At 70.3% G+C, this 11,463-nt stretch carries 11 protein-coding genes; 8 read left to right on the top strand and 3 right to left on the bottom strand.

The features are described from left to right. Nucleotides 1–85 precede the first annotated feature (85 nt). A complete protein-coding gene (locus ACQPXM_RS07405; protein ID WP_432946126.1) occupies nucleotides 86–1,387 on the bottom strand; it encodes a hemolysin family protein in 1,302 nt (433 codons plus the stop codon). Between the two features lie 130 nt (nucleotides 1,388–1,517). Between ACQPXM_RS07405 and galT the strand changes: the two genes are divergently transcribed. Together galT and galK are read left to right on the top strand one after the other, a co-directional pair. Next, complete coding sequence (gene galT, locus ACQPXM_RS07400) at nucleotides 1,518–2,561, top strand: galactose-1-phosphate uridylyltransferase (protein WP_432946124.1); 1,044 nt, start codon at nucleotides 1,518–1,520, stop codon at nucleotides 2,559–2,561. Next, nucleotides 2,558–3,688, top strand: coding sequence for a galactokinase (galK, locus tag ACQPXM_RS07395; RefSeq protein WP_432946122.1), 1,131 nt, complete (start codon nucleotides 2,558–2,560; stop codon nucleotides 3,686–3,688). Before galT ends, galK begins: the two co-directional genes overlap by 4 nt. A 77-nt stretch (nucleotides 3,689–3,765) precedes the next feature. On the opposite strand, the gene ACQPXM_RS07390 is transcribed toward galK, so the two are convergent. Then, nucleotides 3,766–4,584, bottom strand: a complete 819-nt coding sequence (locus tag ACQPXM_RS07390) for a DeoR/GlpR family DNA-binding transcription regulator (RefSeq protein WP_432946120.1) — start codon at nucleotides 4,582–4,584, stop codon at nucleotides 3,766–3,768. Nucleotides 4,585–4,696: 112 nt separating this feature from the next. Between ACQPXM_RS07390 and ACQPXM_RS07385 the strand changes: the two genes are divergently transcribed. The 6 genes from ACQPXM_RS07385 to ACQPXM_RS07360 all read left to right on the top strand — a co-directional run bounded on the left by ACQPXM_RS07385 (nucleotide 4,697) and on the right by ACQPXM_RS07360 (nucleotide 10,203). Next, entirely contained in the window at nucleotides 4,697–5,854 is a 1,158-nt protein-coding gene (locus ACQPXM_RS07385) for a GNAT family N-acetyltransferase (RefSeq protein ID WP_432946118.1), read from the top strand. An 89-nt stretch (nucleotides 5,855–5,943) separates the two neighbouring features. Continuing rightward, on the top strand, nucleotides 5,944–6,603 hold the full coding sequence (locus ACQPXM_RS07380) for a GNAT family N-acetyltransferase (protein WP_077012448.1): 660 nt from the start codon (nucleotides 5,944–5,946) through the stop codon (nucleotides 6,601–6,603). A 171-nt stretch (nucleotides 6,604–6,774) separates the two neighbouring features. After that, a complete protein-coding gene (locus ACQPXM_RS07375; protein ID WP_432946116.1) occupies nucleotides 6,775–7,551 on the top strand; it encodes a CAP domain-containing protein in 777 nt (258 codons plus the stop codon). A 151-nt stretch (nucleotides 7,552–7,702) separates the two neighbouring features. Continuing rightward, entirely contained in the window at nucleotides 7,703–8,674 is a 972-nt protein-coding gene (locus ACQPXM_RS07370; RefSeq protein ID WP_432946114.1) for a CAP domain-containing protein, read from the top strand. Nucleotides 8,675–8,977: 303 nt separating this feature from the next. Next, entirely contained in the window at nucleotides 8,978–9,799 is an 822-nt protein-coding gene (locus ACQPXM_RS07365) for a CAP domain-containing protein (RefSeq protein ID WP_432946112.1), read from the top strand. A 143-nt stretch (nucleotides 9,800–9,942) separates the two neighbouring features. Next, nucleotides 9,943–10,203 (top strand): hypothetical protein, encoded by a 261-nt coding sequence (locus ACQPXM_RS07360; RefSeq protein ID WP_077012452.1) that lies wholly within the window; start codon nucleotides 9,943–9,945, stop codon nucleotides 10,201–10,203. On the opposite strand, the gene ACQPXM_RS07355 is transcribed toward ACQPXM_RS07360, so the two are convergent. Beyond that, nucleotides 10,190–11,416, bottom strand: coding sequence for an NADP-dependent isocitrate dehydrogenase (locus ACQPXM_RS07355; RefSeq protein ID WP_432946110.1), 1,227 nt, complete (start codon nucleotides 11,414–11,416; stop codon nucleotides 10,190–10,192). The two genes, ACQPXM_RS07360 and ACQPXM_RS07355, sit on opposite strands and share 14 nt — an antisense overlap. Nucleotides 11,417–11,463 lie beyond the last annotated feature (47 nt).

Here is an 11,463-nt window from a genome sequence, read left to right as displayed (position 1 = left end):
GTCGCTTCGGTCGCTTCGCTCCCTCCGCTCCTCAGTCCAGAGCGGGAGGCCCCATGACCTTTGCAGTGCTGCTCGATCGAGACGATCAGGGGATGGTGGTGGATTCCTCGGGGGCGACCCGGTGCACCCTGACCCGGGCCACCCGGCGGCCGTCCATCTCGGTGACGGTGATGTTGTAGCCGGCGACGGAGCCTTCGTCGCCGACGGACGGGACCCGGCCGAGCTGGGCGGCGAGGAAGCCGGCGACCGTCTCGTACGGGCCGTCGGGCAGCTCGACGCCGGTCTCGTCGGCGAAGTCGTCCAGGTTGAGCAGGCCGTCGACCTCGACGTCGCCGCTGCGCAGGCGGGTCGTCTCGCCGGCGTCCTCGTCGTACTCGTCCTTGATGTCGCCGATCAGCTCCTCGACCAGGTCCTCGAGCGTGACGATGCCGGCCGTACCGCCGTACTCGTCGAGCACGATCGCCAGGTGGGTCGAGCGCCGGCGCATCTCGGTCAGCGTCGGCAGCAGCTTCGCGGTGTCCGGCAGCATCAGGACCTCGCGCGCCAGATCGCCGACCCGGACCGACCGCGACGCGACCGCCGGGTCGAACAGATCGCGCACGTGCACGAAGCCGACGATGTCGTCGGCCGAGCCGTTCATCACCGGGTAGCGCGAATGCGGCCGCTCGGCGGCGAACTTGACCGCCTTGTACGCCGGCATCTCGGCGTCGACGAAGTCCACCTCGGTGCGCGGCAGCATCAGCTCGCGCAGTTGCCGGCCGCCGGCCTCGAAGACGTCGTCGACGATCCGGCGCTCCTCCTCACCGAGCGACTCGTGCGCGGAGACGAGGTCGCGCAGCTCCTCGTCGCTCATCACCTCACGGTTCGCGTTCGGGTCGCCGCCGAGCGCGCGCACGACCAGGTCGGTGGACCTGGACAGCAGCCAGATCACCGGCCGGACCGCGGAGGCGATCCGGTCGACCAGCGGCGCCAGGCCGAGCGCGAACAGCTCGGCCCGCTGCAGCGCGAGCCGCTTGGCCGCGAGCTCGCCGATCACGATCGACACGTACGAGATGGCCACGGTGATCAGCACCAGGGCGGCGGTGTCCGCGAGGGACTCGGGCAGGCCGAGGTCCTGCAGGTGCGGTGACAGCCCGTCGGCCAGCGTCGCGCCACCGAAGGCGGCCGACAGGAAGCCCATCAGGGTGACGCCGATCTGCACCGCGGACAGGAAACGGTTGGGGTTCGCGGCGACCCGGGCGACGGTCTCGCCGCGCCGGCCACGGGTGGCGATCGACTTCAGCTGGCTCTCCCGCAGGGAGACCAGCGCCATCTCGGCCGCGGCGAACACCCCACCGATGAGCACGAAGACGAAGATCAGGACGATGTTGAGCAGAGTCTCGTTCATGAGCTGGGAGTTCCTAGCGTCCTCTCCGGCACGGGAGAGGACGCGGAAGTAGGGCGACGTCCATCGATCAAGAGTACCGGCGACGGGTCGTCTCCTGCATGTTCAATTCTGTTGGTTTATGATGATTCGCATGACAACACGTGGCGCGCGGCGGACGGACACCAAGCTGTCCGACGGCCGGGACCTGATCTACTACGACCCGGCCGACGCGCCGGTCCGCGTTCCGCTGGCCGACACCCGTGGCCTGGCCGCTCCCAAGCCAGCGGTCGACCTGCGGACCGATCCGCTCACCGGCGACGTGATCACCTTCGCGACCCACCGCAACACCCGGACCTACCTGCCGCCTGCCGACCAGTGCCCGCTGGACGCCAGTACGCCGGGCAACCCGACCGAGATCCCCGACCACGATTACAACGTGGCGGTGTTCGCGAACCGGTTCCCGTCGTTCGCCGGCCCGGGCCGGACCGAGGTGGTGTGCTTCACCAGCGACCACAACAAGTCGTTCACCGACCTGTCCCAGGGCCAGGCCCGGCTGGTCGTCGAGGCCTGGGCGGACCGGGTCGCCGAGCTGAGCGCCCGCCCGGACGTCGAGTACGTCTTCCCGTTCGAGAACCGCGGTCGTGAGATCGGCGTCACGCTGAGCCACCCGCACGGCCAGATCTACGCCTACCCGTTCGTTCCGCCGCGGATGCGCACGCTGATGGCGCGGGCCCGCGAACACTTCGAGACCACCGGCGGCAACCTGTTCGCCGACATCCTGGCCGCCGAGCGCAAGGCGGGCATCCGGGTCGTCGCCGAGAACGAGACCTGGACCGCGTTCGTGCCCGAGGCCGCGCGCTGGCCGGTGGAGGTCCACCTCTACCCGCACCGCCAGGTCGCCGACATCAGCGAGCTGACCGACACCGAGCGCGACGACTTCGTCCAGCTGTACCTCGACGTACTGCGCCGCTTCGACAGCCTGTACGACGAACCGCTGCCCTACATCGCCGCCTGGCACGCCGCGCCCGTGCGCGTCGACCGCGAGCTCGGTTACCTGCACCTGGAACTGCTGTCGATCCGCCGGGCTGCTGACAAGATCAAGTACCTGGCCGGTTCGGAGTCCGGCATGGGCTCGTTCATCTCCGACACCCGCCCCGAAGACGTCGCCGAAACCCTCCGTAAGGTCAGCTCGTGACTACCTTCGAAGAGGTCTTCGGGACCGCGCCCGACGGCGCCTGGCGGGCCCCCGGCCGGGTCAACCTGATCGGCGAGCACACCGACTACAACGACGGCCTGGTGCTGCCGATCGCCCTGCCGAACCGGATCGTCGTCACCGCGTCGGCCCGCGACGACGGCATCGTGGCGGTCTCGTCGAACGGGCAGAACGGCGTGATCGAGTTCGCGCTCGACTCGCTCGAGCCCGGCTCGGTCAGCGACTGGGCGACGTACCCGGCGGGCATGGCCTGGGCGCTGCGCGAGGCCGGCTACGAGATCGGTGGCGCGAACCTGCTGGTCGACTCGGACCTGCCGACCGGTGCCGGACTCTCGTCCTCGGCCGCGCTGCTGTGCGCGACCGGCGTCGCCCTGCTCGGGCTGCGCGACCTCGAGGTCGACCCGGCCGAGGTCGCGCGCCTGGCGCAGAAGGCGGAGAACCAGTACGTCGGGGCGCCGGTCGGCCTGATGGACCAGATGGCGTCGATGTGCTGCACCGCGGGACACGCGCTGTACTTCGACATCCGCGCGATGTCGACCGAGCAGATCCCGTTCGACCCCGAGGCCGACGGACTGACCCTGCTGGTGATCGACGTGAAGGCGCCACACCGGCACGTCGACGGCGAGTACGCCGCGCGCCGGAAGAGCTGCGAGCGGGCCGCGGCCGAGCTCGGCGTACCGGCGCTGCGCTCGATCACCCTGGACGGCCTGGACGAGGCGCTCGCCAAGCTCTCCGACGACGTCGACCGCCGACGGGTGCGGCACGTGGTGACCGAGATCGACCGCGTCGAGCAGGCCGTCGCGCTGATGCGCGCCGGCCGGCTGCGGGACGTCGGCGCACTGTTCACCGCCTCGCACGTGTCGATGCGTGACGACTTCGAGATCACCGTGCCGGAGCTGGACGTTGCCGTCGACACCGCACTGGCCGCGGGCGCAGTCGGCGCGCGGATGACCGGCGGCGGGTTCGGCGGCTGCATCATCGCGCTGGTCGAAACCGCCAAGGCGGACCAGACCTTCGCCGCGATCGAGAAGGCCTTCAGCGAGCACGGCTTCCGGGCACCCAGCTCTCTCGCGGCAACGCCGTCCCCGGGAGCTTCGAAGCTCGACTAGTCCTACGCCACTCCGGCAGGGCGTGGGGATGGGAGACGCTCGCCCGGAGCGCCTGCGGCTTCACCGCGGCGCGGCGGCTAGCCGGCCGCGAGCACCAGTTCGCAGCCGGTGTCGCGCATGGACTTGCGGGCCGCCGGGGCCAGGCCGGTGTCGGTGACGACGACGTCCAGGTCGCTCCAGGTCGCGAACGTGCTCAGGCCGACCGTGCCCCACTTGGTGTGGTCGGCCACCAGCACGACCTCGCGGCTGGCGGCGATGAACGAGCGGTTGGTCTCGGCCTCCATCAGGTTCGGCGTACTGAGACCGTGCTCGGCGTCCACACCGTGCGCGCCGAGGAAGAGCATGTCCAGGTGCAGCGACTGCAGGGCCGCGGTCGCGATCGGGCCGACCAGGGCGTCGGACGGCGTACGGATGCCGCCGATCAGCACCACGGTGCGGTCGGAGCGCGCGTTGCCGTGGAACACGTCGGCGATCCGGGCCGAGTTCGTCACGACGGTGAGGTTCTCCACGCGGAGCAACTGACGGGCCAGCGCGTACGTCGTGGTGCCGGCGCCGATGCCGATCGCGCTGTCCGGCTGGACCCGGCGCGCGGCCTCGGTGGCGATCGCCTGCTTGGCGGCCGACTCCTGGGTGAGCTTGGCGTCGAAGCCGGGCTCGTGCGCGCTGCGCAGACCGACCGACGTCGCGCCGCCGTGCACCTTGTGCAGCAGGCCGCTGGAGTCCAGCGCGTCCAGGTCGCGGCGGATCGTCATGTCCGAGACCCCGAACCGGTCGACCAGCTCGGCGACCGTGACGGCGCCCCGGCTGTTGACCTCGGCAACGATCGTGGCCTGCCGCTGGGCAGCCAGTTGCCCGCCCCGGCCGCGGGTCGGTTCGGCGTTTCCGGCAGCGTTCACAGGGTCAGACTACGGTCTGCGCCGCCGCCGCGCAGTGCAAATCTGTTCGTTCCCGTGCGTCCAGGGCGAAATCGCGTTGCCGCGCGGTGCTCCCGCGCGTCACGCTTCGGACATGCGATTCCCCGACGACGTCCCGGTGCTCACCGACGGCCCGGTCACCCTGCGCGCCCACACCACGGCCGACCTCGACCCGGCGTACGAGACCTGCCAGGACCCGGAGATGCAGCGCTGGACCACGATCCCGGTGCCCTATCTGCGCGAGCACGCGGTCGACTACCTGACCCAGCACATCCCGGGCCGGTGGCAGGACGGCAGCTCGTTCGCCTGGGCGATCGGGTACGACGGCCGCTACGCCGGCACGGTCGATCTGCGCGACTCCGAGGGCGGCGTCGGCGAGATCGGGTTCGCGGTGTCGCCGTGGGCCCGCGGCCACGGCGTGATGACGCGGGCGGTCAAGCTCGTCGTTCGGCACGCCTTCGACACGCTCGGCTGGCACCGAGTGGTCTGGCGCGCGTACGTCGGCAACTGGGCGTCTCGCCGGGTCGCGTGGAAGGCCGGCTTCCGGTCGCTCGTCACGCTGCCCGACGGCGGTCTGCAGCGCGGCGTCCGGCGGGACGAGTGGGTCGCGTCGGTTGCCCGCGACGACGAACTCGAGCCCCAGGGCAACTGGTGGATCGTGCCGGTGATCGAGGGCAAAGGCATCCGGCTGCGGGCATTGGCAGCCAAGGACGCCGAGCGGGTCGTGGCGGCGTGCAACGACCCCCGGACGCAGCACTGGCTGGCCGGCCTGCCGTCGCCGTACGGGCTCGCGGACGCGGAAGCGTTCATCGAGGGCCGGCTGGAGCTGCTGGCCAGCGGCGAAGGAGTCTCCTGGGCGATCGCGGACGCGGAGACCGACGAACTGCTCGGCAACGTGAGCGTCTTCGACCTGAACAACCGGATCGACAAGACGATGGCGGAGGTCGGCTACTGGGCCCACCCCGAGGCCCGCGGCCGGGGCGTGATGGCCGCGGCGGTCGAGCTGGCGATCCGGCACGCCTTCACGCCGATCGACGACGGCGGGCTCGGCCGGCGCCGGCTCGTCCTGTACGCCGCGGCGCCGAACACCGCGTCCGCCCATGTGGCCGAGGTCAACGGCTTCATCCGCACCGGCCTGGCCCGCGCCGCGAGCCCGCGCCGCGGCGGTGTGTACGAGGACCTGATCTGCTTCGACCTGCTCGCGACCGAACACCCTGACTACCGGAAACCGCTGGAAAACGTCGCCGATTGAGCGAGTCGTCCACAGTGTGAGGCGGGAATGTTCGAAGGGCGACACCAGTTCCCCTCGCCGTTCGGCCCCGCGACTGCTTGAATCGACAGGTGAGAGATCGTGAGGAGCTCGTCCGCCGCTGGCAGGCGGGGTGGTCGGTGTCGAGGGGCTGGACCAAAGTCGAGGACGACAACGACGGGATCCTGATCGTGCGCGCGGGCGAGGACAACCGCGCCATGGAGTACGTCGTACTGGATGCGGACGACAAACCGGAGCGGGTCGAACGCGCGGCCGAGCTGGCGATGGCGGCCGGCGGTGGCCGCGGCGCCGGCTGGATCACGCTGGCCACCGACGACCGGGAGGCACGCGTCGAGCAGTTCGAGGAGCTCGGGCTGGAGGTGCAGCGCGAGCAGGACTGGCTGATGACCATCCAGCTGTCCGAGCAACCGGCGCTGCAGCTCAACGACCGGTACGCGCTGCACACCGAGCTGGAGTCCGACCTGATCGTCACCCGGGCCACGCTGCACGGTGGCGTGGTGTCGAGCGGCCGGATGGCGGTGGTCGGTGAGGACGCGGTCGCGGACCGGATCGAGACCGACCCGGCCCACCGGCGGCGCGGCCTCGGCAGCGCCGTGATGGCGTCGCTGGTCGAGACCGCCGCCGCTCAGGGCGCCAAGCGCGGCATCCTGATCGCGTCGATCGACGGCCTGCGGCTCTACCGCAGCCTGGGCTGGAAGGTCGTCGCGGACATCGTCATCGCGCGCTGCTGATTGTGGACCAGGCCTGAACGCTGGTACGTCAAAGGTCTGTGAAGGCCGTTCGACCTTTGTCACAAGGGCTCGTCGAGGCTGGGGATCTCCGCTACGGTCCCCTGGGTGTCCTCCTCCCAGTACGACGAAAACCCTGGCCGCGTTGGTCCTCGGCGCGCGAAACGACGTGGAGTGGCCGGACCGATTCTCGCTGCGCTCCTGGTGCTCGGGCTGCTCGCGGGTGGTGGCTGGTACCTCACCCGGGATGGCCGGAGCACCCCGACGAGCCAGGACGAACCGCTGACCGTCGCTACCGACGACCTCTCGACACCTCCCGCCGAAACACCGACTCCCACGCCGTCCGTCACTCCGAGCGCGACACCGAAGCCGTCGGTGACCCCGAGCCGGACGCCGTCCAGGACTCCGCGGGCCACGCCGACGCCGACCCGCTCGACCACCGCGCCGAGCCGCGGCGCGTCGCGCACCCCGAAGCCGTCGACGACGCCGTCCCCGAAGCCCAGTCACACCAGTACGCCGAAGCCGACCAAGACCACGACCGCGCCGCCGCCGAGCGGTGGTCCGATGGAGACGCAGGTGCTGCAGCTCACCAACGCCGAGCGCCAGAAGGCCGGCTGCGGACCGCTGAAGTCGAACAGCGCCCTGACCCGGGCGGCCGAGGCGCACGCCGCGGACATGGTCGACAACCACTACTTCGACCACACCAGCCAGGACGGCCGCAGCCCGTTCGACCGGATGAAGGCGGCCGGTTTCCGTGGCGGCGCGATGGCCGAGAACATCGCCGTGGGCTACAGCTCGGCGGCGGCCGTCGTCGAGGGCTGGATGAACAGCGAAGGCCACCGCAAGAACATGCTCAACTGCGACTACACGATGCTCGGCGTCGGCTACGACAGCGGGCAGGTCAAGCCCGACTGGGGCAACGGCAGCTGGGTGCAGAACTTCGGCGCCTGAAATCTTCGGGGTGCGTTAAGACCTGACGCGGATCTGTAACAGTGGCCCGGCCGATCGATAGGGTCACTGTCGGCAACCAGGGGGGCCTGGCCACTGCGCGGGGAACGACGAACGACTCGGTACGAACGAACGAAGAGGATTTCGCCCACCCATGACGGACTCGCCAACCCCTGGGCGACACCGGAGCAGAAGAGCGGCGCGCAAGCGCAGCCGGGGCCTGGTCGGCCCGGTCGTCAGCGCCCTGTCGGTGTTGCTGGCCATCGGCCCCGTGGTGTACCTGATGACGAACCGCGACGGCTCGACCGTCGCCGACGACCGGACCGAGGTCCTGCACGTCTCCGAGGACAACGCCGGCCCGGCCGCGGTCGACGGCACCTCCGCGCCGGCCAAGCCCGGCAAGCCGCTGGTCACCGTCACCAAGACCCTGCCGAACGGCGTCACCACCACGATCAGCCCGACCGGTACGCCGGCGCTGGGTTCGGCCGAGTCGACCACCACGACGACGGCCACCACCGCGCCGACCACCGTGTTCAGCACCACTCCGGGTGGCGTCACCACCGTGACGGTCCGCCCGAGCCACGCGCCGACGGTTGCCGGTGACACCAAGACCGCGAAGCCGAAGCCGTCGACCAGCAAGCCGACCACCAAGACCCCACCGCCAACAACGACCGAGCCGACGCCGGACGACCCGCCGCCGCCCCCGCCGGGTGGCGGTGGCACCAGCTCGATCGAGCGCGACGTCCTCGAGCTGACCAACGCGGCCCGGCGCAACCAGGGCTGCCGCGCGCTCCAGCTGGACGACAGCCTGGTCGAGGCGGCCGGCCGGCACGCGTCCGACATGGTGCGCCGGCACTACATGGACCACACCAATCCCGACGGTCAGGGCCCGGGCGACCGGATCGCGGCGGCCGGCTTCCGCGGCAGCGGCTGGGGCGAGAACATCGCCGCCGGCTACGACTCCGCCCAGCGGGTGTTCAACGCCTGGATGAACAGCGACGGACACCGCGCGAACATCCTGAACTGCAAGTTCAACCGGATCGGCATCGGGTACGACCCGGGCCAGGTCAAGTCGCAGTGGGGCCCGGGCAGCTGGGTCCAGGACTTCGGCCGGGTCAGCAGCTGATCGCGCCGGTCTGTCGAGCGCGACACGCCGGTGCTGGTTTGTCAGGACAATGTTTTGTCGCCGGTCCACCGTCGGGCCGGCGCAGTTTGTCCGACCACAACAGCCGCCGGCCGGTTCACCGGTGAACCGGCCGGGTAGATCCGTTCTTGCTATCCACTGAGCGCCGCCGTCCCGGCGCTGCGGTGAGACGAATGAGGCACGTCTTTGGGGGCGACCGTGAAGGGAACACGCAACTAAATGTCTGAGCCCGGAGCCACCGCTCGGCGCCGGCGCAGCAGAAGGGCCGCCCCGCAACCGTCGCGGGTGCGCCGTCCGCTGATCGCCATCGCATCCGTGATCCTGGTGATCACCCCGATCTCCTGGATCCTGCTGCACGAACCGCAGAGCGACCAGGCCGACGCGTCGGTCCCGTACGTCACCCGCGACGACGACACCTACATCACGGCGTCGACCGAACCGGCCGTCGACACCACCCAGGCCCCGCCGACCGCCGTACCGTCGACCCCGCCGACGCCGGGAGTCACGCCCAGCGTCACTCCGGGCGCGACCACAACGCCGACACCCGGTCAGTCGCCGACTCCGGGCCAGTCCCCTGGTACGACGCACCCGACGGTCGCGCCGACCGACCAGCCGACCGCGACACCGACGACGGGTACGACGCGCACGCCGACGCCGAAGACGGAAACCCAGCAACCGCGCCCGAGCCAGACGCCGACGAGGACGCCCACGGGTGACCCGACGACAACCACGCCGCCGGACACCGGTGACCGGGACGCCGCCGAAGAGACGCTGTTCGGCTACATCAACAGCGCTCGCCAGGAACGCGGCTGCGCACCGCTGCGCAACAACACCGACCTCGACCACGGCGCCAGCGACGAAGCTCGCGATCGTGCGGAGAGCGGGCAAACGTCGGCAACCGGGCAATCCAGCGCCGCAACCGGCGGCAGGCAGGTCAGTGCGGAGACGGCCTTCGAGCGGCTCAAGTCCGAGAGCGCGGGCACGATCTTCAACTGTGGCCTTGAGGAGCTCGGCGTCGGCCGTGCCACCGAGAAATACTGCCCTTCGATCTGCCTGGGCGGCCTCGGCCAGACCACCCGCGTGGCCTGGGTCGTCGACTTCGACTAGTACCGACCCGGCTACCCACCGCCACCCCCGCGACCGATTCCGGATGTCGAGGCGCTGTCCCGGGTGTGGAGTGGGACCATGGTTCCCAGGCGCTCAGGTCTCGCGTGTCGACCCGAGCTTCCACCTAGCCAGCGGGAGGCCGGATGTACGGGGAGCGCGACGATCTCGAACCGGCCAGACCCGCGCTGTTCGGGATCCCGCCGGACGCGCTGGCCGACGAGCGTCCGGACCAGCGTCCCGGTGAGGCCAAGCGGATGGGTCTGAGCCGGCACACCGAGGAAGGCGCCGTCCTGGCCTTCGCCTCCTCGCTGGACCGGGCCAAGCCGGGGCATCGCATGGTCGCGTGGCTGCTGCTGGTGATGTTCAGCGCACCCGCGCTCTACACCCTGATCACACTGCTGTAGCGATCTGCTTCTGCAGGTTCTCGTCGAGCGCGGCGAGGAACTGCTCGGTGGTCAGCCACTCCTGGTCCGGCCCGATCAACCGGGCCAGATCCTTGGTCATCCGGCCTTGCTCGACGGTCCGCACGCAGACCTGCTCCAGCGTCTGCGCGAAGCCGATCACGTCCGCCGTACCGTCGAGCTTGCCGCGGTGCTTGAGCCCGCCGGTCCAGGCGAAGATCGACGCGATCGGGTTGGTCGACGTCGGTTCGCCGCGCTGGTGCCGGCGGTAGTGCCGCGTCACCGTGCCGTGCGCCGCCTCGGCCTCGACCATCTGGCCGTCCGGCGTCATCAGCACCGACGTCATCAGCCCGAGCGAGCCGAAGCCCTGCGCGACGGTGTCGGACTGCACGTCGCCGTCGTAGTTCTTGCACGCCCAGACGTATCCGCCCTCCCACTTCAGCGCCGACGCGACCATGTCGTCGATCAGCCGGTGCTCGTAGGTCAGCCCGCGCCGCTCGAACTCGGCCTGGAACTCGCGCTCGTAGACCGCCTGGAAGATGTCCTTGAAGGCACCGTCGTACGCCTTGAGCACGGTGTTCTTGGTGGACAGGTAGACCGGGTAGTCGCGCCGCAGCCCGTACGCGAACGACGCGCGGGCGAAGTCCTCGATCGACTTGGTGAAGTTGTACATGCCGAGCGCGACGCCGCCGTCCGGGCCGTAGTTCGCGACGACGTGCTGGATCGGTTCGGAGCCATCGGCGGGGGTGAACGTGATGGTCAGCTCGCCGGCGCCGGGCACGGTGAAGTTGGTGGCCCTGTACTGGTCGCCGTGCGCGTGCCGGCCGATCACGATCGGCTTGGTCCAGCTCGGTACCAGCCGCGGCACGTTCTTGATGATGATCGGTTCGCGGAACACGACCCCGCCGAGGATGTTGCGAATCGTGCCGTTCGGCGAGGCCCACATCCGCCGCAGCCCGAACTCCTCGACCCGGGCCTGGTCCGGCGTGATCGTCGCGCACTTCACCCCGGCGCCATGGCGCTTGATCGCCCCGGCGGCGTCGATGGTCACCTGGTCGCCGGTCGCGTCGCGGTGCTCGAGGCCGAGGTCGTAGTACTCCAGCTCGAGCTCCAGGTACGGGTGGATCAGCCGGTCTCTCACGAACTGCCAGATGATCCGGGTCATCTCGTCGCCGTCCAGTTCGACGAGCGGTCGGGCCACCTTGATGCGCGCCATGCGGTGCTCCTCAGCAGTATCTTGACGTCAAGACATGTGTCTTGACG

The organism is Kribbella sp. CA-253562, from assembly GCF_050942265.1.
Classification (GTDB): Bacteria; Actinomycetota; Actinomycetes; order Propionibacteriales; family Kribbellaceae; genus Kribbella.
The sequence above is the reverse complement of the archived record's forward strand: the minus strand, read 5'-3'. Positions and strand labels throughout refer to the sequence as shown.

What these genes read in the sequence shown, in the direction of transcription:
- ACQPXM_RS07405 (WP_432946126.1), bottom strand. Translation starts at nt 1,387, where the DNA reads ATGAACGAGACTCTGCTCAACATCGTCCTGATCTTCGTCTTCGTGCTC.
- ACQPXM_RS07385 (WP_432946118.1), top strand. Translation starts at nt 4,697, where the DNA reads ATGCGATTCCCCGACGACGTCCCGGTGCTCACCGACGGCCCGGTCACC.
- ACQPXM_RS07360 (WP_077012452.1), top strand. Translation starts at nt 9,943, where the DNA reads ATGTACGGGGAGCGCGACGATCTCGAACCGGCCAGACCCGCGCTGTTC.
- ACQPXM_RS07370 (WP_432946114.1), top strand. Translation starts at nt 7,703, where the DNA reads ATGACGGACTCGCCAACCCCTGGGCGACACCGGAGCAGAAGAGCGGCG.
- galT (WP_432946124.1), top strand. Translation starts at nt 1,518, where the DNA reads ATGACAACACGTGGCGCGCGGCGGACGGACACCAAGCTGTCCGACGGC.
- ACQPXM_RS07355 (WP_432946110.1), bottom strand. Translation starts at nt 11,416, where the DNA reads ATGGCGCGCATCAAGGTGGCCCGACCGCTCGTCGAACTGGACGGCGAC.